The sequence below is a fragment of the Arthrobacter sp. NyZ413 genome (genome assembly GCF_049390645.1).
Taxonomy (GTDB): Bacteria; Actinomycetota; Actinomycetes; order Actinomycetales; family Micrococcaceae; genus Arthrobacter.
Genome location: NZ_CP155434.1, coordinates 873,764 through 894,946 on the forward strand (window position 1 = coordinate 873,764; position 21,183 = coordinate 894,946).

Below are 21,183 nucleotides of genomic sequence, written 5' to 3' on the forward strand. Positions count from 1 at the left end.
TCGTTGTGACTCGCCTCATATTAGATCATAATGATCAAATAAAAGGAAGGTGGATTTTGCCCCGTAAAGTAGCCGATATGACCCGTCAGCTTGAGGACGCCACAAGCGAATCGCCCATCGAAGCTGCCCCTTTGCTCGGAATCGATCGAAGGAGCGCCATCGACGCAGTTCGCCTGAGGATCGGCATGGCAATTTCCCTGGGGCTGCTGCAGCCAGGCGAGCGCCTGCCTGACCAGCACGACGTCGCGTTGGGCCTCTCGGTCAGCCCGATCACGGCACGCAGGGCACTGGCAAGCCTGGCTGAGCAAGGCGTCGTGGTCCGTCGTCGGGGGCGCGGCGGGGGAACGTTCGTCGCTGACGAACCACCGCGGGGCGTGCTTCAGGAACTTGCCGCGTCGCCCGCCGAATCGCAGGCGGTCAACCGGCTCGTGGACCGGCGGCTGCTCTTCGAATGCGCGGTGACGCACTTTGCCGCGGTGAACGCCACTGCCGCGCAACTCGACGAACTGGAGCGCCTCACCCAGGAAATGGCCAGGTCAAGCAACTGGTCCGAGTATCACCAAGCCGACGAGCGGTTTCACCAACTGGTCGCGGCGTCCTCGGGACTGGGCCCGGCGGTGGATGTTTATCACGAAGCCTTGGCCGAACTCTATGCCTACTTCATCCCATATCCGATCGAGTTCCTGCATAAATCCAACCGCGACCACATCGCGCTCGTGAATGCCCTCCGGGCCCGCGACGAACGCGCCGCGGTGGAAGTATCGCGGCGGCACGTGGACGTGCTGCACAAGACGATGTTCATGGGTTTATCGTCCGGTATATCGGACTAAATATCCGCACCTTTCGGTGATAGCCGTCACTTTGCGTGCTCTGATTGATTCTCAGTTGGGGACTTCGGACTTCGGTTGTCACAGTAAGGAAGACAGGCATGCAGGCCACAGGAAATGCGGGAACAGGCGGGACGCGCGTTGAGCGACGTTCCATTGACTTTGTCCCGGAAAATGAGCGCCACGGTTCGCCGGCCCAGCAGTTCACGCTCTGGTTCGGAGCGAATATGCAGATCACCGCGATTGTCGACGGCGCGTTGGCGGTGTTGTTTGGCGCGGACGCACTGTGGGCGATCATCGGCCTGCTCATCGGAAACCTTTTGGGAGGCGCGGTCATGGCCCTCCACGCGGCCCAAGGGCCGAAGCTTGGCCTGCCGCAAATGATCTCCAGCCGGGCGCAGTTCGGAATCTTCGGCGCTGTGATCCCGCTGGTGCTGGTGGTCGTCATGTACCTCGGATTCGCCGCAACCGGCACTGTCCTGGCAGGGCAGGCCGTGGACCAGATCCTGCGGACCGGCACTCCCGCCGTCGGCATGGTCCTGTTCGGCGCGCTGACTGTGCTGGTGGCGACCCTCGGCTACAAATACATCCACATGCTGGGCCGCATCGCGACCATCGTAGGCGTCCTGGGATTCACGTACCTGGGCATCAGGCTCTTGCTCAGCCAGGACGTCGGCGCACTGCTGGCCCCCGGCACGTTCGAATTCCCCACCTTCCTGCTCGCCATCTCGCTCGGCGCCGGATGGCAATTGACCTACGGCCCGTACGTCGCCGACTACTCCCGGTACCTGCCCGCCAACACCGCCGCACGCAAGACCTTCATGTCGGCGTACTTCGGTACGGTGCTCGGTTCCCAGTGGTCAATGACGCTGGGCGCACTGTTTGCCGCCTTGGCCTTGCCCAAGGGATCGCGCTTCCTGGACGGCCAGGTCGCCTTCCTCGGCAACCTCAGCGGCGGTGGCCTGATCGCCGTCGTCATCTACTTGGTCATCGTCACGGGAAAGCTGACCGTCAATACCCTGAACGCCTACGGCGGCTACATGACCATGCTGACGTCGGTCACGGCGTTCACCCGCAAGACGGCCGTAGCCTCCTGGACCCGCTTCGCCTATGTGATCGGCTTTATCGGACTCTCCGTGCTCATCGCCGTTCTGGCTTCGCCTGATTTCATCGCAAACTTCAAGAACTTCGTCCTGCTCCTCCTCATGGTGTTCATCCCTTGGAGCTCCATCAACCTGGTGGACTACTACCTCATTTCCAAGGAAAAGGTGGACATTCCGGCCCTCTATGACGTCAACGGCCGCTATGGCCGCTGGAACAAGACGGCCCTGCTCAGCTACGCGATCGGCATCGTTGCCCAGATTCCGTTCCTCGCCCAGACCCTCTACACCGGCCCCATGACCGAGTTGCTGGGCGACGCCGATATTTCCTGGCTCGTGGGACTCGTGGTCACGGCGCTGGTTTTCTACCCCCTCGCGAAGCGCAACTCCACGGCTCCGTCCCGCATGATCTACCCGGACGAAACGGCGGAAGCAGCCGATTCCCTCGAGGGCTCCGTGGCCAACACTGCAACAGCCTAGGCTTGCGTGCCCAGCCTGCGGGAAATTTCCCTGGCGCACCTGGTGACTTCCGGAACCCATTCCCGCGCCAGGTCTTCGATGCGGATCGCCCGTTCTTCGGCCGTCTCGGAGTCTTGGTCGCGGCGCCGTGTGCCTCCGGGAAACGCGCGGTTCGACACCGTCAGCGTCACGCTGGCCACGGGATAGCGCTGCCGGTCAAGGACAGCGACGGCAACCGAGGAAAACCCTTCGGTGACCTCGTCCTGTTCCCAGGCGTAGCCAAGTGACCGGGCCCGCGCCAACAGATCCTGCAAGGCGGGCAAGGATTGCGGGCCGTTGCTGTGGCGTTCTGCGAAGGCCTCCGGCCCGGGAAAGAGTGCCGCCACCTGGGCCGGGTCCATTTGGGCCATCATCGCCCGGCCGCTGGCGGTCAGGTGGGCCGGGAGCCGGACGCCGGTGTCCGTGACCAAGGGCCGTTGGCGTGGTGCACGTTCTTCAATGACGTACACCACGTCACGGCCGTGCATCACGGCCAAATGGGCGGTCCGCCGGGTCCGGGCCACAAGCCGGGCGAGCGGGTGGCGCGCGATCCGTTGGATCGGAGCTTGCCGCGAATACCCTGTTCCCAGTTCGTGGGCGGTCACTCCCAAGGCATACTTGCGTTCCTCGGGCAGGTGGACCAGGAACCCGTCATCAATCAGAGAAGCAATGAGCTGATACGTGGTGGACCGGGGCAAGCCAACATCGCGGGCAATGATGGACGCACTGACGGGCCCGGCCTGGCCTGCGACGTATCTAAGAACCGCCAACACCTGGGTCGCGGCGGGCGACTTCGGCCGCAAGGCATGGTTGCTCATCCCAGTCCTGCCACCCGCCGCCGCGCCATCTCCGCCTCCCGATGCCCACGGTCAGCCTGCCTCGCCGCCACCCTACGGTTCCGCTCGGCAACCGTCACAGCCCACTCCGTCGACGCGAGCTCTTGCTGCAGCGCGGCAAGCTTGTCCTTGGCGGCCTTGACGTCGGCGGCGAGCCGTTCGCCCCGCCGCATCGCCTCGTCCTTTTCCCGCTCCGCTTTGGCGAGTTCGACGTCGGCTTCCTCCGCGGTCCTTTCGGCTTCCGCGAGTGCCGCCCGCGCCTTTTCGCGCTCCTTTTCCCGCTCGCGCTCCTGTTCCGCACCGACGCGTTGCCGCCCGCCGTCGTCGGGCAGTTCCGCCGGGGTCGCGATGCTCGGAACCGGCAGCGGTTCCATCAAGGAATCAGGCACCGCGACGGCGTCAGTGAGGTCCACGGCCTCGATCCCGTCCGTCGACAACGCCCGCACCAGCCGCCCACTGCGGACCGCGCCCGCCGCGCCGGGATCGGACATGGCGGCCCGCAGGGTCGCCTCGACTTCCATCGCGGCAGCGCCGCTCACCTTGACGCCCTGTCCTTCGGCCGCGTTCCTGGCCTGCTCGACGGCGGCAGCCAGCACCCGCGGGCGCTGTTGGCCGAGGGTACGCAGGCGCTCGGCGTCTTGCTGTTCGGTCGCCGCCGCGAGGGCTGTCCCAAGTTCCAAGACCCCGGCGAACTCCTTTGCACGGTTCCGCACCAGCAGGTTGACGGCCCACGCCGACGTCGAGGGCTTGGGCAGGCGCGTGATCTGTTGCGCCAGTTCCTTGTCCCCGGACGATTTCGCGTCCTTGGCACGGGCGCTCCTGGCCGCCGTGAACGCGGACGGAACCAAGGCATAGAGCTCGACGGCGATCCCTGCCAGGTCCTCCACGCTCAGCCCACCAGCCCGCTCGGCGGCCTACTCGGCGAAGAATTCCGCCAGAGCGCCCGCCATGACTTTCGGTTCCCAACTGTGGTTTGCGCCGGGAATGGTCTTCTTGGCTGCTCCCGGGATGTTGGCCGTGATCGCGTCGGCAGCTTCGGCCATGATCGTTTGCGTTTGTTCACCAAGGAGGACCAAAGTAGGCTGCTTGACGCCGGACCACAGCTCTGCGCGCGGTGCGGATTGGGTCCAGGCGAGGGATTCGGAATCCGCTGAGAGGCTGGGGCCGATTTCCATCATTATCGGCCAGCCGGGGCTGTTCTTGGCCCCTGCCAGCCATTCAGGCGGCATGTCCTTCATGAAGTACTCGATAGTGCCGGCTTTGTCTCCGGAACCGATGCGCTCGCGAAGTCCGGCGAGGAATTCCGCGCCGTCGGTGCCCAGCTCGGCCCGCAGCGGCACTTCCCAGAGGGCCAGTTTCGTGACGGGAAGTCCGGCCGCTGCCGCTGCCAGGGAGATGGCGCCGCCGGACGAGCTTCCGTAAAGCGCGGCTTCGCCTCCGACGGCCTCGATGAGCGCCGAGAGGTCGTCGAGTTCGTCCTGCAGGGTGAATGAGCTGGTCTCGGCGCTTTCGCCGCGGCCGCGCCGGTCATAGTTCAAGACAGTGAAGCCTTGCGCGGCGAGCTGCTTTCCCATTTCCACCGTGGTTGGATCGAACCCCCGGAACTGCATGGCTCCCCCCACCAGGATGACTGCCGGTCCGTCGCCGTGCCGCTCGTAGGCGATACGGGTTCCGTCTTTCGAGTTCGCAAATTCGGTCATTCCAAAATCCTTTGAATCAGCCGACAATAGTTCCTCAACTCTCGTGCCGCCTTCGCACGGGGTCAAGGGGAAGCCCTTGCAGCTCGCCTGGAAGTTCTTAAGAGCTTCTTAAACGGCCGGGGGGAAGCTGGAAACAGGCCGCCAACGGCCGCGACCCCGAGCTGGAGAATCTCATGCCACTACCCGTCAACCGGAACGCTTCCCCGGAAGGCCGCGTTTCCGCCGTCGTCCGCGAAAGGGTGCCGCTGCTGCCGCAGCCAAAATACTGGCTCTTGTGGGCGATTGTGCTCTCAGCGGTGGTCCTCGCCATCGGCTTCACTGTGAAAACGGTGCCGGGCGTGACCACCAGCGAGCTCGGCGTGGACCAGGACCTGAGCCTGCACCACATCGCAGCGCTGACGGCCCTGGCAATGACTATCAATACACTCTTCGGGCCTGTTGGCGGAGCCTGCGTTATCTTCGTGATCGCGTTGTATCTTTTCGCGGTCCGCAAATCCTTGGTTCGGACAATCATGTTCGTGCTGGTCGCATGCTCGGGCTGGGCGGCCAGCGAAGTGTTCAAGCTGATCGTTGCCCGCCACCGGCCGAATCCCGCCCTGCTGTTTGACCCCCTTGCTCCTGAAACGGGTTCCAACAGCTTTCCGAGCGGACACACCAGCTTCGCCGTAGCGCTCGCGTTCGCCTTGTACTTCCTGGTCCGGGGGACCCGCTGGGCCACCTTCACCGCGTGGGCCGGGGCGGTCGTCGCCGTTGTTGTCGCTTGGTCCAGGCTCTATGTCGGCGTCCACTATCCCAGTGATGTGACCGCGTCCTTCTTCGCCGCCACTGCCGCCGTCATCGCCATGGCCGGCCTCTGGAACCGGTACGCCCCCCGGGTCCTGGAACGGCGCCCGCTGGGATCAGCGGAGGGCGATGCCGCAGTGCAGGACGCTACGCCGGGACTCGCGATTGCCGACGGCACGACGGAAGGCAGGGGAGCCTGATGTTTGATCCGACGACTCTCCTCCAGGGCCTCGGGCCCGCCGCCCTGGGAATCGTGGCGCTCATTGTGTTCATCGAGTCAGGGCTGCTCTTCCCCTTCCTGCCAGGCGACTCCTTGTTGTTCACCGCGGGACTGCTGCACCAGCAACTCCAGGTCGGCCTGCCGGTGTTGATCGCCATCGTCTCGGTGGCCGCCGTCGCGGGGGACCAGGTCGGCTACTTGCTGGGCCGCAGGTTCGGCAGGCGATGGTTCAAGGATGACGCCAAAGTCATGAAAACCGCGCACCTGCAAGCGGCCGAGGATTTCTTCGCGCGGCGCGGCGGCCCCGCCATCGTGCTGGCCCGCTTCGTTCCCGTGGTGCGGACCTTCGCCCCGCTGGCTGCCGGTGCTGCGCGCTATGGCTACAAGTCCTTCACCCTGTGGAACATCGCGGGGGCCCTGGTTTGGGGAACATCCGTGACCCTGCTCGGCGCGTGGCTGGGCCACTTCGAGTTTGTCGCCAAGAACATCGACGTCATCGCCGTGATCCTCGTCCTGGCCTCGGTGCTGCCGTGGGGAGTCGAGTTCCTGAAGCGCCGGAAGGCGGCTGCCACGGCCGCTGCCGATCCCGAAGACAACACCGTAAACGCCATGGACGGGCGTGCGGGCGAGTAATCGCGCACGTCGGGGAAGAATGGACCCATGACAACAGCTGAGCGTCCTTCCATCCTCCTGGTTGAAGACGACGCCGCCCTGGGTCCGCTCATCGCCGAACTCCTTGAGGACGACTTCTCGGTCCACCTTGCCGTCAACGGCCAGGAGGGCCTCCACCTTGGCCTGACGCAGGTGTGGGACGCCATGGTCATAGACCGCGGGCTTCCCCTCCTGGACGGCATCGCGCTGGTCTCTGCCCTGCGTTCCAGGGGGATCTCCACGCCCATCCTTATCCTGACCGCCTTGGGCGCCACCGACGAGAAGATCCGCGGGCTCGACGCCGGCGCGAACGACTACATGAGCAAACCGTTCGACGCCCTGGAACTGGCCGCGCGCTTGCGCGCCCTCACCAGGACGTACGGCCGGCCGCCCGCGACGATCGACATCGGGGACTGGGAGTTCGACGCCGGTGCCCGCTCCCTGCGCTCGACGTACGGTCCGGTCGTGACGCTGACGGCGAAGGAAGCGTCCCTGTTGGAGGCGCTGGCGAGCGAACCGGAGCGGGTCTTCACCCGCGAGGAACTCATCAGTACTTTGTTTCATCCGACGGACCAACCCGGCGTCATCGACACCTACGTCCACCATTTGCGCAGGAAAATATCCAAAGCGGTGATCCGCACCGTCCACGGACTCGGCTACCAGATCGGCGATCCCCATGACTGAGAACCTCCGCCATGAGTGAGAACACCGACCAGGTGACGCTCCGCAAGGCGTCACTGAAAATCGCCGCCCGGATCAGCGCAGCCTGCGCGGTCCTGGTGCTCATCCTGCTGGCGGCCGCCGCCATCTACCTCTTCAACAGGCCGCTCCAACCCGGAGTGGCCGGTTCCTCGGACCCCGACTCGGTCTATGCCTTCCTGGACACCAAGGACCTTTTGAAGGCCATGATCATTGCCGGCGCTGTGGGGATTGTGCTCGCCGGCGCGATCGGTTGGCTCAGCGCACGGAGCGCCATCCGGCCCCTCGGCGACGCCTTGGCGTTGCAACGGCGGTTCGTGCAGGACGCGAGCCACGAATTGCGCACGCCCTTGGCAATCCTCGACGCCCGCGTACAACTCGCCCAACGAGGCACCGAGCCGGACTCGGCCACCGGACAGGCACTCGCACGAATCCGCAGCGACACCGCCACCCTCACCGGAATCGTCAACGAGCTGCTCGTGGCCGCCACCGGTTCGCCTCGGGGAGCCGCGGTCGAGCCGAGCGATCTCGCCGCCGTCGCGTCCGCCGTCGTCGACAGCCTGCAGGAACTCGCCGTGGGTCAGGGCGTCAGCGTCACCCTGACCCAAACCTCGCGACCGCTCGCGGCGATCGACGGCAGCGCGTTCAGGCGGGCGCTCCTCGCACTCGCGGACAACGCGCTCGCGCACACGCCGCGGGGAGGCCTGGTGGAAATCACGACGGCGGCACTCGGCAACAGGGCGGTGGTCACCGTCGCGGACTCGGGACCAGGCATCAAGGGAGTTGACCAGGCACGGATATTCGAGCGTTTCGTGCGGACGCCCAGGCCTGAAAATTCGCGTGGCGAAGGCTCCCGCGGCCAACGCAGCTTTGGAATCGGGCTCGCGCTGGTCCGTGAAATCATCACCGGCGCCGGCGGAACCGTGGGCGTCGAGAAGAGCGGTCCACGAGGAACCGTCATGAAGATTTCCCTGCCGCTCGCCGGGTCGGGAGCACCTCGAAATGGAACTCGCCCGCCTTCGCGGGCTCAAGGGGAACCGGGCTGATGAGTACCGCAGGACCGCGGCGGAGGACGCCGCCCGATAACGGCTGGCACCGCACACCGCCGCGTCCGCGCATGGCCGCGTGCGCTCCTGGAGCGAGGACTTGGTCCATCCAAGCACATGGGTGGGCAGGCCGGCCGCCCCGCAACAGCACCCTGCCGTTTGGCTCGCCGACCCCGGACTCCAGCGCGAATTCCTGCCCGAGCAGCGGTGCCAGATGGGCGCCGCGCAGGACAATGTTGCGGCGGGTGAGCAACGGATCGAACGGCGCGGCGCCCAGCTCCGCCGCGAGGGCTTCCAAGGCTTCGACGGCGAAGAGCGTCACCGCGGCATCCATGTGCGCGGCCTTCCCGAAAAAGCGGTCACCAACGATGCCCTTTCCCTGGACCACCTCCACGCTCGCCGCATCGGTAGTGGGCACATCGGCAGCCCCGTCACGGGCACGTCCGAAATACGCGTGACCGGGGGAGACGAGGAGGTGCAGTATCTCGACGTCGTAGCGATAGCTTTCCGTCATGCAACTACCGTAGACCCGGCCGGCCATCATGACGATTGCGCCTCCGTGACGAAGCCTGCTACGCTCCAAGCGATCGTGATCCGGCAGCAGGAGGTGAGACCCATGTACGCAGTATCCACAGTGGGCGCTCCCTCGAAGTCCACGATCTCGCGACTGAGGTAGTCGCCGTCGGGAGCGCTTGTCCAAAGGCAACTCGCGAAAGGCGACTCCCATGAACACAAATCCTTCTTTGAACCAGCCCGGGTCTGCCCTTCGAGCCGATCCAAGCAGCCAGGCGAACAGCAGCAACAAGCGGGCCTTGGTGCTTGCCGGTGCCGGATCGTCAGGCAACGCCTGGGAAATCGGCCTCATCGCCGGCCTCTTCCATGGCGGCCTGGATGTGACCGGGGCCGACCTCATCATCGGGACTTCGGCAGGTTCCACGGTCGCGGCCCAGATAACCAGCGGCACGCCACTAACCGAACTGTATGCGCCGATCCTCGAGGAGGCACCCCACCCGCAGGCCGGTAGCGCCGAATCGCGGCGGAGACCGGTTCCGAACATTCCAGCACCGAACTACATGGATTGGTCGAACGGGATCATTGCTTCGGCCGCCGACGCTTCCGATATGAGACGCCGGATGGGTGCGGCGGCGCTCGAGATGGATACATCCAACGGAGCAAACGGGGAGCGCTGGCGGTCAGTCGTCGCCAACCGGCTTCCCAACCAGCATTGGCCGGCCCAAGCTGTCCTCATCACGGCGGTCAACGCCCGCACGGGAGAGCCGGTGGTATTCGACAGCAGCAGCGGAATCGATCTTGTGGACGCCGTCGCTGCCAGCACGTCCTCGATGGCCCCCTACAGTATCGGCGAGGACCGTTACATCAACGGGGGCTACAGGCGCAGTGAAAATGCCGATCTCGCTGCCGGATATGGACGGGTGCTGGTGTTGTCACCGTTTGGTGGCAGGACGCGCATGCCACTGGAGTGGGGCATGGATCTCGCCGCGCAGGTCGATGAACTGCAGGCAGGCGGCAGCGTGGTTGAAACAGTCTTCCCGGACAGCGATGCCGAGCATATGTTCGGCGCCAACGCGATGGATCCGACGCTGCGTCCGCCGGCAGCCCGGGCTGGTTACGAGCAAGGCAAAGCCATCGCCGGACGTCTCTCAGCGTTCTGGGGCTGAGCCGGCAGAACCGGATCCTTGGCCTACTCCTCCACGGGAAAAGCCACGCCTTCACCTACCACCCGGAGCGACAGTTCGGTGCCGGGGCGGGTGATGGAGGCGTTCCAGTGGCGGATGGTGATGACTTCGCCGCCGCCGGGGTATTCAACTGCGCCGGGGGTCGGAACGCGCGGGGCGAGCTTGATCCGCACGGTGGTTTCCGGGCCGAAGTAGTCGGTATCAACCACTACGCCGCGGATTGGGCCGTCCGGTGCGATGCGGATCTGTTCGGGGCGGAGCATCAACTGCACGAGGCCTTGGGCCGGGGGCCGGCGCACGGGGATTCCGCCCAGCGAGCAGGTGGCCAGGGAACCTTCCATCCAGGCGTCCAGGATGACGGCGTCGCCCAGGAATTCAGCTGTGGCGCGGTCGGCGGGACGTGTGTACACCACGAAGGGGTTGCCGATCTGGGCAAGTTTTCCGCCACGCATGATGGCAACCTGGTCCGCGAAGGACAGTGCCTCGGCTTGGTCGTGGGTGACAAGGATGGTGGTCACCCCGGCCTCGCTGAGGACCTTCGCCACGGCGCGTCGGGTGGCAACGCGGAGGCCGGCGTCGAGCGCGGAAAACGGTTCGTCGAGCAGCATGAGCTCCGGCTCGCGGGCCAATGCGCGGGCGAGCGCCACGCGTTGCTGCTGGCCTCCGGAAAGTTGATGGGGGCGCCGCTTGGCCATGTCCGAGTCGAGCGAAACCATCTCCAGCAGTTCCTGGACCCGCGCCTTCACGGCGCGCCGACCGCCGTCGAGCGCTGAACGGTCCAGCCCGAACGCGATGTTCTGCCCCACCGTCAGGTGCGGGAAGAGCGCGCCGTCCTGGGCTACGTAGCCCACCTGGCGTTTGTGCGCCGGGACCCAGACGCCGTTGCCGGCCACGGTTTTCCCGTTGAGGCTGATCGAACCCGTGGCGGGGTGTTCGAATCCGGCGATCAGCCGGAGCAGGGTGGTCTTGCCTGAGCCCGAGGGGCCGACGATCGCGGTGGTGCCGCCCTTCGCGACGGAAAGGTTGACGCCCTTCAACACAGCCTGCGCTCCGAAGTTCTTGGTGACCTCGGCGATGTCCAAATGGGGATTGGTGGTGGGAGCCACCGATGCCGCGATCCGCGGAGCCGGAAGCCTTGAAGGGGATTGTTCGGTCACTGTCCGGCTACTTTCTTGGACTGTTGGAAAAGCAAGTACGTCATGGGGGCGGACAACAAGATCATCAGCAGCGCGTAGGGGGCCGCGCCCGAGTAATCGATCTCGCTGCTCTTGCTCCAGAATTCGGTGGCCAGGGTGTGCGTGCCGTTGGGGGAGAGCAGCAGCGTGGCCGTCAGTTCATTGACGATGGCGAGGAATACCAAAGCGGCGCCGCCGGCGGCCGCGGGCGCGGTGAGCCGAAGCGTGACCTTGAGGAAAGAGATGAGGGGGGCCTTGCCGAGCGATTGGGCGGCTTCGTCCAGTTCCTTGGGTGCCTGGGCAAGCCCGGAGCGGATGTTGACCAGCGCCCGCGGCAGGAACAGCAGCACGTAGGCGGCAATGAGGACGCCCGAGGTCTGGTAGATCCCTGGAACCAGGCGGATGCTCACGGTCACGAAGGCCAGGCCCACCACAATGCCGGGCAGGGAGCTGGTGATGTAGTTGGAAAGTTCCAGCATCTTGCTGAACCAGCTGGGGTGCCGCACCGCGAGATACGCCATGGGGAATCCGACGACGACCGTCGCCGCCGCGCCGACGGTGCCATAGCCGAGGGTCTGGAGCAGTGCGGGAAGGAATTCATCCGCCGACCAGATTCCTGCGCCTCCCACGAAAATCCAACGGAAGACGAACCAGATCGGCAGTCCGAAGGCCAGGAGCGTCAGGGCCAACAGGGCAAGCTGGGACGGGAATTGGTAGTGGCGCAGCGCGAGCTTGGTAGGCCTCGCCTGGGCGCCCGAACCGACGCGGGCATAGCGTGCGGTGCCGCGGCTGCGGACTTCCACGAGCAACAGGATGAGGCAAAAGAACACCAGGACGCTGGCGAGCATGTTTCCGGCCGTGCCGTTGAACGTCGACTGGAACTGGGTCATGATCGCCGTCGTGAACGTATCGAAGCGGATCATGGCAAAGGCGCCGTACTCGGCCAGCAAGTGCAGGGACACCAACAGTCCGCCACCGGTCATTGCGATTCGCAGTTGCGGCAGGACCACGCGGAAGAAAACCGCCCACGGACCCAAACCGAGGGACGCGGCCGACTGCTCAATGGCGGGGTCGAGGCGCCCCAGCGTCGCCGCCGCCGGAATGTAGACAAGGGGGAAATAGGACAGGGTGGCGATCAGGACGCCGGACCAAATGCCCTCAAGCGACGGGACGGCAGACACCCACGCGTAGCTGTTCACGAACGCCGGGATGGCCAGCGGGGCGGCCAGCGCCACGGCCCACCAGCGGTGCCCGCGCAACTTGGTGCGTTCAACAAGCCATGCGCCCCCGACCCCCAACACAAGGCATATGGGCACCGTGAACACCACCAGCATGATGGTGTTCAGGAGCAGCTCGCCGACGCGCGGCCGGAAGATGAGCGCGACGGCGGTACTCCAGCCGGTCGCGCCCGTCATGAAAGCGACGTACCCCAGCGGGACGAGCGCAAACAGCGCGATAAGTACCGCGAGGACGGATATTACGGAAACGCCGAAAGGCGGGCGGGGGCGCGTGCCCCTGCCCGCCGTCGTCGTGCTCTCCGATGTCGTTGAACGAACGCGAGCCGATAGATCAGTGGTCACAGATTTAAAGCAGTCCTGCCTTGGTCATCAGGTCGGTGACCTTCGAAGAGTTCAACTTGGCAGGATCCACGGTGGGAGCCTGCAGGTCCTGGATGGGAACGAGCTTAGCGTTCGAGTCTACGTTCGAGGCAATGGCGTATTCGTAGGAAGTGCCGTTCTTCAGGACTTCCTGTCCCGTCTTGCCGGTGATGAACTTGATGAAAGCCTGCGCCGCGGCGGCGTTCTTCGAGGACTTGAGCACGCCGCCGCCCGAGATGGACAGGAATGCTCCCGGGTCCTGGTTCTTGAAGAAGTATGGCGTGACCTTGTTGGAGTTCTCGCCCGTCTTGGCCTGGTCGCCGTAGTAGTAATAGTGGTAGATCAGGGCTGCGTCCACTTCGCCGGCATTGACTGCCTTCATGGCCGTGCTGTTGCCCTTGTAGGCCTTGGAGTTGTCCTTCATTCCCTTGAGCCACTCAGTCGTGGCTGCTTCGCCCTTGAGTTCGAGCAGCGCGGCGACGATGGCCTGGAAGTCGGCGCCTGACGGGGAAGCAGCCCAGCGGCCCTTCCATTCCGGCTTGGCCAGGTCAAGCATGGACTTGGGCAGCTTGTCTTCGCTGATCTTGTTCTTGTCGTACACCAGGACGGTGGAGCGGGCGGCGATGCCCGTCCACTTGTTGGTGGAAGGACGGAAGTCGGCGGGGACCTGGTCCAAGGTGGCCTTGTCGATGTCCGCGAAGAGTCCTGCGTTCTCGACCTGCGCCATGGCGGGGGAGTTCTCGGTGAGGAAAACGTCGGCCGGGGACGCCGCGCCTTCCTGGATGATCTGGTTGGAAAGTTCGGAGTCCGAACCCTGGCGGATCGTGACCTTGACGCCGGTTTCCTTGGTGAACGCGTCCACCCATTCCTTGGTCAGGGTGTCGTGCTGGGCATTGTAGACCGTGATTTCACCGGAGACCTTCGCGTTTGCGGAGGAGGACGCGGGATCGGAGGTTGCGGACCCGCCGTTGCCGCACGCGGCAAGGGTCAGGGCCGCGCTGGCGGCGATTGCCACGCCTGCCAGCGCGTTGGCGCGAATCTTCATGGGGATCTTCTTTCTGCGAGCAAATCAAGGGGGAGCCTCGCGAAAAGCGGTGGGCTCACAGCTTGAAACTTTAGGTTAGCCATACCTAAATTTCCATCCAGAACAGGCTTAGGTGACGCGAATCACATGCATTACGCAAGATTTACGTGACCTAATGCAGCATGGCGCTTCGCGGCTGACCATCCGGGCGGGCGGATAGGCTGGCTGCATGCCCGGTATCGCCGAATTCCTGCCGACCTTCCTTGGCGTCGGCGTCCTCGTGGCAGGCACACTGGCCCTCCTCATGGCATTCCGGGCTCCGCACCCCTTCGCTCCGGCATTGGCAATCCTCCGCGGTGCCGTGCAGCTCGCCGCGATCAGCTTTGTGCTCGGGGGAGTGATCACGAGCCCGCTATGGGTCGGAGCCGCCTTGCTCGTGATGTTCGGGGTAGCCGCGGTGGTCGCCGCCCGAAGGATCGGATGGAGCCTGCCCCATCTTGGCCTGGCCGCCGGTTCGATGGCCGGCGGCATCGCCACAACCCTCGCCATCATTTTCGCCACGGGCGCCATCTCCTTCACCCCGCGGTACGCCCTCGCGATCGGCGGAATCGTGATCGGGAACGGAATGACCATCGCGGTCCTGGCCGGCCGGCGCTTCAAAGAATCCGTCCACGACCACTGGGAAGAAGTGGAAGGCTGGCTTGCCCTGGGGGCAACGCCGCGGCAGGCAACGCTTGACCTCGCGCGGCGGGCCGTCTATTCGGCGCTCATTCCGTCCACGGACCAAACCAAGACCACCGGGCTTGTTACCTTGCCCGGTGCGTTTGTCGGCGCCATTTTCGGCGGGGTCTCGCCCCTTGAGGCAGGACGCTTCCAAATCGTGGTGCTCGCGGCCATCATGGCCGCCGGTTCCATCACGGCCATCATGATCATCGGAATCCTCGCCCCGGTCCGGGTGCGGCCGGCCCTGCTGCGCTGAGAGCCGCTTCGCTGTCAGCCGCCGGGCCGCGCGCAGCGATCGATTCAGCGCCCCGGCTAACGCCCAAACGCCCGTGGCCGACAGTAAGGGGTGAACCGCTTTTCCACCAAGCAGCGTTTCACTACTCCGAGCAGAAACGGCCCATGATCGTTGTCACCCGCCTGAACGGCACCCGCTTTGCCGTGAATCCGGACATCATTGAGCGGATCCACGAAAGTCCGGACACCCATCTGGTAACGCTCGACGGCGCCGCTTACGTCGTGCGGGAAAGCCTCGCCGAGGTTGTGGAGCTGATTGCGAACTACCGTGCGTACATCCTTCGGCGGGCGCAGGACCTCCCCACCGTGACGGGCTACCCGTTGAGCCTCGTCCGGACGCCGGAACAGGACGGAAGGTAAGCTATGGATCCCTCAACAATCATCGGCCTGCTCCTGGCCTTCGGCTCGGTCGTTGCCATGGTGACGCTCGAAGACGCCAACCTCATGGCGCTCCTCCTGCCCGCGCCGATGGTCCTGGTCTTCGGTGCCACCCTGGCCGTTGGCTTGGCCGGAAACACGTTCCGCGATTCCCTCAAGGCGTTCAAGGACCTGCCCAAGGCCTTCAAGGGGAAGACCCACAAGCCGCAGGACAGCATCGACCAGTTGATCGGCTTCGCGGAGAAGGCCCGGAGCGAAGGCCTTTTGTCGCTTGAAGAGGCGGCTGCCTCGGAACAGGACCCCTTCCTGGCGCGCGCCCTGCAGAACATCGCCGACGGCACGGACGCAGAAGACTTGCGCATCCTGATGGAAGACGAGATCGACACCAAGATGCGCAGTGACCACGCCTCGGCCAAGTTCTTTGCCAGCCTGGGTGGCTACGCACCGACCATCGGCATCATCGGTACTGTTGTCTCCCTGACCCACGTCCTGGAAAACCTCTCGTCGCCAGACCACTTGGGTCCTATGATCGCTTCGGCTTTCGTGGCCACCCTGTGGGGCTTGTTGTCGGCCAACTTCATCTGGCTGCCGTTCAGTTCGCGCCTCAAGCGCCTGTCCGAGCTCGAGATCGAGCGCATGACCCTCCTCATGGAAGGCATGCTCGCCGTGCAAAACGGAACCCAGCCGCTCCTCCTCGCGGAGCGCCTGCGTGCAATGGTCCCGGCAGGTAAGCCCGCCAAGGCGAAAGCGGCCGCCAAAGGGAACGACGGCGGCGCCGGCTCCTTCGAATCGTCGAAGGCGGCATGAGGTCGCGCCGGCGCCGTGGTTCAGCCCCGGCGGAAGAACACGTGGACGAGCGCTGGATGGCGTCCTACATGGACATGGTCACCGTGCTGATGTGCATGTTCATCGTGTTGTTCGCGATGTCCACCGTGGACCAAGCCAAATTCGACAAGCTCAGGAATTCCCTTGCGACAGGCTTCGGCACCACCATCAGCCAAAAGGTGGATACCGCTTCCGGCACCGTGGTTCCGCCGGAACTCCTCACATCCGATGGCCAGGGATTCTCCACGCTCGACCTCGCGACCAAGGAAGCGGACAGGCTCTCGGGACTGCGTGACGACATGAAGTCGAAGCTCGACGCCGCAGGTCTGGGGGCGAATGTCCAGTTCCAGGTCAACGAGCGCGGGCTGACCGTGAAGCTCGTCGGTTCGCAGGCCTTCTTCGAAGCGGACCGGCCGGAGCTCACGGGCCGGGCGAGCCAGGTCCTCACCACCATTGCCCCCGTGATGTCCAAGGCCGGCCTCGAAATCATGGTGGAAGGCCACGCGGCCAACGGTGTGACTTCCTACCCTTCCACCTGGGAGCTTTCCTCGGCCCGTTCGGTGAACGTCCTGCGCTACCTCGTGGACCACGGAGGCATTCCCGCGGCGCACATCGGCGCGGTGGCCTTCGGTTCGGCGCGGCAGGTGAACGACGACTCCACGGAGGCGCTCATGGAGCTAAACCGCAGGGTCGACGTCGTGGTCCTTTCGGACAAACCCGAAACGGTCCGCGCCCTGATTCCCGAGGCGCTCAAGGCTCACGCCGGGCAGTGACGCCGGGCAATGAGATGACGACGCCGGTCGGCAGCCGCCGTCCGTGGAAATGCCTTGCTGCCCGCGGTACGCTCGAGGCATGACCCCGGAAGACCTCGCCAAGCTCACGTACTTGCGCCGGGCCCGTGACCTGATCGACCGCGAGTTTGCGAAGCCGCTGGATGTGCCCACGATGGCAAGCCACGCGTTCATGTCCCCGGCACACTTTTCGCGGCAGTTCCGGGCGACCTATGGCGAGACTCCGTACAACTACCTCATGACCCGCCGGATCGAGCGCGCCATGGCCCTTCTTCGGGCCGGGATGAGCGTGACGGACGCCTGCATGGAAGTCGGTTGTACCTCCCTTGGTTCCTTCAGTTCGCGGTTCACTGAAATCGTGGGGGAGACGCCCAGCGCTTACCGCGGCCGGGAACACCGTGCCGTGGACTTGATGCCTCCGTGCGTGGCGAAAATCCGGACCCGGCCCTCGCGGTACGAAGTGAGCAGGATCCAAGAAGCGCTCGCCATGGCCGCTGATTAGCGTTATGGCATGACCATTTCACTGCAGTACTCGCAAATCACTGTCAACGACGTCGATGAGGCCCTGGGCTTCTACCAAGGGGCCCTCGGACTCGAGGTGCTCAATGACGTAGCGCAAGGCGGTTTCCGCTGGGTGACGCTCGGCAGCCCCGCGCAGCCCGGCGTCGAGATCGTCCTGTCCGAACCACACGCCGGCCGTTCCCAGGCCGACGGCGACGCCCTCCAGGAGCTTGTCACGAAGGGCGTCATGGGCCCCATTGTCTTCCGTTCCGAAGACGTGGATGCCTTGTTCGAGAAAGTCCGGGCTTCCGGCGCGGAGGTCATGCAGGAACCGATCGACCAGCCGTGGGGTCCCCGCGACTGCGCTTTCCGCGATCCTTCGGGCAACATGGTGCGGATCAACCAGGCGCCTGCCGCCTAAGCAATCGTCAACCGACCCGGGACGCCCGCAGCCGGGCGTCCCGGGTTTGTTTCCGAGGCAAACCACTTACGCCGGCGCTTTCCGTGCCGATAGTGCCAACCGTGAGTGAACAGGAAGATCGAACGGCTCCACGGCGCACCGTGGATGTCTACGACTTCCGCCGACCCACCACGTTGCCGCGCCAGCACAGCCGGGTGCTGGAGGTCGCGTTCGAGACGTTTGCCCGGCAATGGGGAACGCAGCTCACGGCCAAGGTCCGGGTGAAGTCCACCGTCACCCTGGAACAGCTCATCATGCAGAGCTATGACGAATACGCGTCGTCCCTCCCGTCGGTTACGTCGATGGTCCTCTGCAGCATCGAGGGCAGCGAATCGCGCCTGGTCATGCAATTCCCGGCGACGGCCGCACTGTCCTGGGTGACCCGCATGCTGGGCGGATCGAGCGAGTCGGCTGTGCCGGACCGCAAGTTCACCCAGATAGAGCAGGCCCTCATCAGCCGCATGGTGGAGGACGGGCTGGAGGACTTGAGCTATTCCCTCGGCGCCCTCTTGACGACGCCGGTGCGCATGGATGTCATCCAGTACAACTCCCAGTTCGCCCAGGCCGCGGCTCCCGCTGAGCTCATGATCGTGGCGTCCTTCACGGTCAAAGTGGGCGACAACGTAGCCGCGGCGAGCCTTGCGATTCCCGCCGACGTCCTCCTCTCAGGGCTTGGCGACGTGAATCCCACTATCCACAGCGGCGACGCCGAGGCTTTGGTCCGTGCCCAGGTCGCGCAGGTTCCCGTGGACGTCGCTATCCAGTTGAGCGCCACGCCGGTGACGCCCGCGCAGATCCTGGGCCTCGCCGTCGGGGACGTCATTGCGTTGCCCCACCTCGAGAACCGGCCGTTCGACGTCGCCATCAACGGCACCCGGCTGGCCACCGCAGCCCCCGCCCGGAACGGTTCGCGTGCGGCCGCCGTCATCGTCACAATCGAGGAGAACCAGCGATGAGCATCACCCTGACCCTGCACGAGTCCGCGGCCGAACGGCTTGCGCAGAACCTCCCGACTCCCGCTGCCCTGCACGTCACCGGCATCGTTCCGTCCCAGTCCGCGGCGCCCTACGCGCCGATGGCTGTCATGGCCACGTTCGTCGGCGCCGTGACGGCCGACTTCGCCCTCATCCTGACGGACCGTTCCTTCCTCGCCGCGGCCGGTGGGGCGCTTGAGGGCATGGTGTCGGCGACTGACGTTTTGCGGCCGGCCATGGAATACGCGACCGGAGCGTTCGACGCCGGTGTGCTGGGTGAGTTGCGCGAAGAAGACGCCGCCGGGCTTCTTTCCGACCCCGAAACCGCGGTTTTTGAGCTTCGCCAAGTGTCGGCGGCCGACGCCGGTACCGCCTTTGGCTGGTTCGCGGTCCGGGTCCGCGAACACGGGACGGTGCGGGACGCCGCGGGAGCCCGCGCCGGCCAGGCCGATTCCGTTTCGGCCCGCCTCGGGCTGATCAGCAACGTCGAAATGTCCCTCACCGTGGAGATCGGACGAACGCGCATGTCCGTCCGGGACGCGCTCGCGCTGGAGCCCGGCAAAGTGATCGAACTGGACCGCTCCGCCGGAGCCCCTGCCGACGTCCTGCTGAACGGGCGGCTCATCGCGCACGGCGAGGTTGTTGTGGTGGACCAGGACTACGCGGTCCGCATCACCCGGATCCTTGACGTCGCAGAGGGAATCTACTAGATGGATTCGCTGATCCTCGGGCTGCGTGTGCTTGTGGCCCTGGGCGCCGTGCTCGGCCTTATGTGGGTCCTGCAACGCCGCCTGCTCAAGGGCAAGGGCAGAGGCAGGCGCCGGGCCAACACCACCCTGGCTGTGGTCAGCCGACAGGCTGTGGGCCAGAAGGCTTCGGTTGTGGTGGTCGACGCCGGCCACAAGCGCTTTCTCCTGGGCGTCACGGAACACGCCATCAGCGTGCTCCACAGCGGTGAGGTACCGCCCGAGGTGCCCGAACCGCTCCGGGTGCCTGAACCGCTCGGGCCGGTCAGTGCGCCCGTGAGTTTCGAGGAGATCTTCCGCGAAACCGGCGATACCCTGCCGGAAGGCTGGACGGCGGAGACCACCGGGATCACGCGCCGAAGCGAGCTTCATCGCCGCGGCGAACAGCACAAGCAGGCGCAACCCCTGCACGGGTCCATCCTCGCCGGGTCAACGTGGCGGCAAGCAGCCGAGGCCATCAGGGGACGCCGGAATTGACCCTGACTTTGCCGCAAGCCGTGCGCAAAGTGCTGCCCGCGGTGTTTTGCGTGCTGTTGCTGACGGTTGTGTTCCTCTGGCTGGGCATGTCCGCTGGCCACGCCGCGCCCGGCGACCCGACAGGGCCCGCCCAACCAACAGCCCCCGCCCAACCAGTTCAACCGGTTCAACCAACAGCACCAGCCCAACCATCAGCGCCCGCGCAGCCGTCCGGCAGCAACGTCACCATCGACGTCAACGGCCTGGACGGGAAGCCGTCCACAGCGGTTGTCACCCTGATCGCGATCACGCTGCTGTCCGTCGCTCCCGCGCTGCTGCTCATGATGACCTCGTTCACGAAGATCTTCGTTGTGCTGGCCATGACCCGCAATGCGCTCTCTTTGCCGTCCATCCCGCCCAACCAGGTCCTGGCCGGACTCGCGCTTTTCCTGTCCCTGTTCGTCATGTGGCCCGTGGTTTCCGAGATCAACAACGTCGGAATCCAGCCGTACCTCAACGGAACGCTCGACTTCAATGGAGCCGTCACCGCTGGATCGGCGCCACTGCAGCACTTCATGCTGGCCCACACCCGTGAAGAGGACATCGCCCTGATGACGCGAGCGGCCAAGCTGGACAATCCCGCCAACCCCCAGGCTGTACCGCTCCAGACCCTCATCCCGGCGTTCATGATCTCCGAGCTCCGGGCGGCGTTCATCATCGGCTTCGTCATCTTCATCCCGTTCCTCGTGATCGACCTCGTCGTTTCGGCGGCTCTGATGTCGATGGGCATGATGATGCTTCCTCCCGTGATGATCTCGCTGCCCTTCAAGATCCTGTTGTTCATCCTGGTGGACGGCTGGGGCCTTGTGATCACAGCCCTGATCCAGAGTTATTCGAGCGGCTGATGGATACCAACGCAGTCCTGGATATCGCGCTCCAGGCCATGATCGTTTCCGCCAAGCTCGCGGCGCCGGCCTTGGTCACCGCCCTTGTGGTTGGACTGGCCATCTCGCTCCTGCAATCCATCACCCAGTTGCAGGAGGCCACGCTGTCCTTCGTGCCCAAGGCGGTGGCGGTGGCGGTGGCCCTCGTGGTGTGCGGCCATTGGATGATCACGGAGATGGTTTCCTTCACCAACGATCTTTTCGCCCGGATCCCCGGACTGATCGGCGGAACGTGAA

At 65.1% G+C, this 21,183-nt stretch carries 25 protein-coding genes; 18 read left to right on the forward strand and 7 right to left on the reverse strand.

Annotation, left to right across the window (positions count from 1 at the left end):
* The first annotated feature begins 77 nt into the window (after nucleotides 1-77).
* Nucleotides 78-830: a FadR/GntR family transcriptional regulator gene (locus ABCW42_RS04250; RefSeq protein ID WP_423183682.1), complete on the forward strand. Its 753-nt coding sequence runs from the start codon at nucleotides 78-80 to the stop codon at nucleotides 828-830.
* 98 nt (nucleotides 831-928) lie between these two features.
* The gene (locus ABCW42_RS04255; RefSeq protein ID WP_423183683.1) at nucleotides 929-2,407 is read left to right on the forward strand and encodes a purine-cytosine permease family protein; all 1,479 of its coding nucleotides are present in this window, start codon (nucleotides 929-931) and stop codon (nucleotides 2,405-2,407) included.
* Here the strand turns inward: ABCW42_RS04255 and ABCW42_RS04260 are convergent.
* From ABCW42_RS04260 to ABCW42_RS04270, 3 genes are read right to left on the reverse strand one after another with little or no spacing between them, the layout of a single operon-like run.
* On the reverse strand, nucleotides 2,404-3,243 hold the full coding sequence (locus ABCW42_RS04260) for an IclR family transcriptional regulator (protein WP_423183684.1): 840 nt from the start codon (nucleotides 3,241-3,243) through the stop codon (nucleotides 2,404-2,406). The genes ABCW42_RS04255 and ABCW42_RS04260 overlap by 4 nt on opposite strands.
* Nucleotides 3,240-4,148, reverse strand: coding sequence for a hypothetical protein (locus tag ABCW42_RS04265; RefSeq protein ID WP_423183685.1), 909 nt, complete (start codon nucleotides 4,146-4,148; stop codon nucleotides 3,240-3,242). The genes ABCW42_RS04260 and ABCW42_RS04265 overlap by 4 nt, the downstream gene beginning before the upstream one ends.
* Before the next feature lie 27 nt (nucleotides 4,149-4,175).
* Nucleotides 4,176-4,961: an alpha/beta fold hydrolase gene (locus ABCW42_RS04270; RefSeq protein WP_423183686.1), complete on the reverse strand. Its 786-nt coding sequence runs from the start codon at nucleotides 4,959-4,961 to the stop codon at nucleotides 4,176-4,178.
* Nucleotides 4,962-5,134: 173 nt separating this feature from the next.
* Here ABCW42_RS04270 and ABCW42_RS04275 point away from each other — a divergent pair, with 173 nt between their 5' ends.
* Genes ABCW42_RS04275 through ABCW42_RS04290 form a run of 4 tightly spaced genes read left to right on the forward strand, consistent with a single transcriptional unit; the run spans nucleotide 5,135 to nucleotide 8,360 of the window.
* The gene (locus ABCW42_RS04275) at nucleotides 5,135-5,944 is read left to right on the forward strand and encodes a phosphatase PAP2 family protein (protein ID WP_423183687.1); all 810 of its coding nucleotides are present in this window, start codon (nucleotides 5,135-5,137) and stop codon (nucleotides 5,942-5,944) included.
* A complete protein-coding gene (locus tag ABCW42_RS04280) occupies nucleotides 5,944-6,597 on the forward strand; it encodes a DedA family protein (protein WP_423183688.1) in 654 nt (217 codons plus the stop codon). Before ABCW42_RS04275 ends, ABCW42_RS04280 begins: the two co-directional genes overlap by 1 nt.
* Nucleotides 6,598-6,624: 27 nt before the next feature.
* On the forward strand, nucleotides 6,625-7,299 hold the full coding sequence (locus ABCW42_RS04285; RefSeq protein WP_423183689.1) for a response regulator transcription factor: 675 nt from the start codon (nucleotides 6,625-6,627) through the stop codon (nucleotides 7,297-7,299).
* 11 nt (nucleotides 7,300-7,310) lie between these two features.
* A complete protein-coding gene (locus tag ABCW42_RS04290) occupies nucleotides 7,311-8,360 on the forward strand; it encodes a sensor histidine kinase (protein ID WP_423183690.1) in 1,050 nt (349 codons plus the stop codon).
* Here the strand turns inward: ABCW42_RS04290 and ABCW42_RS04295 are convergent.
* Complete coding sequence (locus ABCW42_RS04295) at nucleotides 8,272-8,874, reverse strand: MOSC domain-containing protein (protein WP_423183691.1); 603 nt, start codon at nucleotides 8,872-8,874, stop codon at nucleotides 8,272-8,274. The two genes, ABCW42_RS04290 and ABCW42_RS04295, sit on opposite strands and share 89 nt — an antisense overlap.
* Before the next feature lie 211 nt (nucleotides 8,875-9,085).
* Here ABCW42_RS04295 and ABCW42_RS04300 point away from each other — a divergent pair, with 211 nt between their 5' ends.
* Entirely contained in the window at nucleotides 9,086-10,039 is a 954-nt protein-coding gene (locus ABCW42_RS04300) for a patatin-like phospholipase family protein (RefSeq protein WP_423183692.1), read from the forward strand.
* Nucleotides 10,040-10,062: 23 nt separating this feature from the next.
* On the opposite strand, the gene ABCW42_RS04305 is transcribed toward ABCW42_RS04300, so the two are convergent.
* Genes ABCW42_RS04305 through ABCW42_RS04315 form a run of 3 tightly spaced genes read right to left on the reverse strand, consistent with a single transcriptional unit; the run spans nucleotide 10,063 to nucleotide 13,875 of the window.
* The gene (locus ABCW42_RS04305) at nucleotides 10,063-11,214 is read right to left on the reverse strand and encodes an ABC transporter ATP-binding protein (protein WP_423183693.1); all 1,152 of its coding nucleotides are present in this window, start codon (nucleotides 11,212-11,214) and stop codon (nucleotides 10,063-10,065) included.
* On the reverse strand, nucleotides 11,211-12,812 hold the full coding sequence (locus ABCW42_RS04310) for an ABC transporter permease (protein WP_423183694.1): 1,602 nt from the start codon (nucleotides 12,810-12,812) through the stop codon (nucleotides 11,211-11,213). Before ABCW42_RS04310 ends, ABCW42_RS04305 begins: the two co-directional genes overlap by 4 nt.
* 4 nt (nucleotides 12,813-12,816) lie before the next feature.
* Nucleotides 12,817-13,875, reverse strand: a complete 1,059-nt coding sequence (locus ABCW42_RS04315; protein WP_423183695.1) for an iron ABC transporter substrate-binding protein — start codon at nucleotides 13,873-13,875, stop codon at nucleotides 12,817-12,819.
* Nucleotides 13,876-14,083: 208 nt separating this feature from the next.
* On the opposite strand from ABCW42_RS04315, the gene ABCW42_RS04320 reads away from it, so the two are divergent.
* The 11 genes from ABCW42_RS04320 to fliQ all read left to right on the forward strand — a co-directional run bounded on the left by ABCW42_RS04320 (nucleotide 14,084) and on the right by fliQ (nucleotide 21,182).
* Nucleotides 14,084-14,833, forward strand: coding sequence for an ABC transporter permease (locus ABCW42_RS04320; RefSeq protein ID WP_423183696.1), 750 nt, complete (start codon nucleotides 14,084-14,086; stop codon nucleotides 14,831-14,833).
* Between the two features lie 143 nt (nucleotides 14,834-14,976).
* Entirely contained in the window at nucleotides 14,977-15,231 is a 255-nt protein-coding gene (locus ABCW42_RS04325) for a flagellar FlbD family protein (protein WP_423183697.1), read from the forward strand.
* 3 nt (nucleotides 15,232-15,234) lie between these two features.
* A complete protein-coding gene (locus tag ABCW42_RS04330) occupies nucleotides 15,235-16,056 on the forward strand; it encodes a motility protein A (protein ID WP_423183698.1) in 822 nt (273 codons plus the stop codon).
* Nucleotides 16,053-16,847: an OmpA/MotB family protein gene (locus tag ABCW42_RS04335; protein ID WP_423183699.1), complete on the forward strand. Its 795-nt coding sequence runs from the start codon at nucleotides 16,053-16,055 to the stop codon at nucleotides 16,845-16,847. Before ABCW42_RS04330 ends, ABCW42_RS04335 begins: the two co-directional genes overlap by 4 nt.
* A 79-nt stretch (nucleotides 16,848-16,926) precedes the next feature.
* Entirely contained in the window at nucleotides 16,927-17,367 is a 441-nt protein-coding gene (locus ABCW42_RS04340; protein WP_423183700.1) for a helix-turn-helix transcriptional regulator, read from the forward strand.
* A gap of 9 nt (nucleotides 17,368-17,376) precedes the next feature.
* Nucleotides 17,377-17,787 (forward strand): VOC family protein, encoded by a 411-nt coding sequence (locus ABCW42_RS04345; RefSeq protein ID WP_423183701.1) that lies wholly within the window; start codon nucleotides 17,377-17,379, stop codon nucleotides 17,785-17,787.
* A gap of 101 nt (nucleotides 17,788-17,888) precedes the next feature.
* The gene (locus ABCW42_RS04350; RefSeq protein ID WP_423183702.1) at nucleotides 17,889-18,782 is read left to right on the forward strand and encodes a flagellar motor switch protein FliM; all 894 of its coding nucleotides are present in this window, start codon (nucleotides 17,889-17,891) and stop codon (nucleotides 18,780-18,782) included.
* Complete coding sequence (gene fliN / locus ABCW42_RS04355; protein WP_423183703.1) at nucleotides 18,779-19,510, forward strand: flagellar motor switch protein FliN; 732 nt, start codon at nucleotides 18,779-18,781, stop codon at nucleotides 19,508-19,510. The genes ABCW42_RS04350 and fliN overlap by 4 nt, the downstream gene beginning before the upstream one ends.
* Nucleotides 19,511-20,023, forward strand: coding sequence for a FliO/MopB family protein (locus ABCW42_RS04360; protein ID WP_423183704.1), 513 nt, complete (start codon nucleotides 19,511-19,513; stop codon nucleotides 20,021-20,023).
* Complete coding sequence (gene fliP / locus ABCW42_RS04365; RefSeq protein WP_423183705.1) at nucleotides 20,020-20,907, forward strand: flagellar type III secretion system pore protein FliP; 888 nt, start codon at nucleotides 20,020-20,022, stop codon at nucleotides 20,905-20,907. The genes ABCW42_RS04360 and fliP overlap by 4 nt, the downstream gene beginning before the upstream one ends.
* Entirely contained in the window at nucleotides 20,907-21,182 is a 276-nt protein-coding gene (gene fliQ / locus ABCW42_RS04370; protein ID WP_423183706.1) for a flagellar biosynthesis protein FliQ, read from the forward strand. The genes fliP and fliQ overlap by 1 nt, the downstream gene beginning before the upstream one ends.
* Nucleotide 21,183 lies beyond the last annotated feature (1 nt).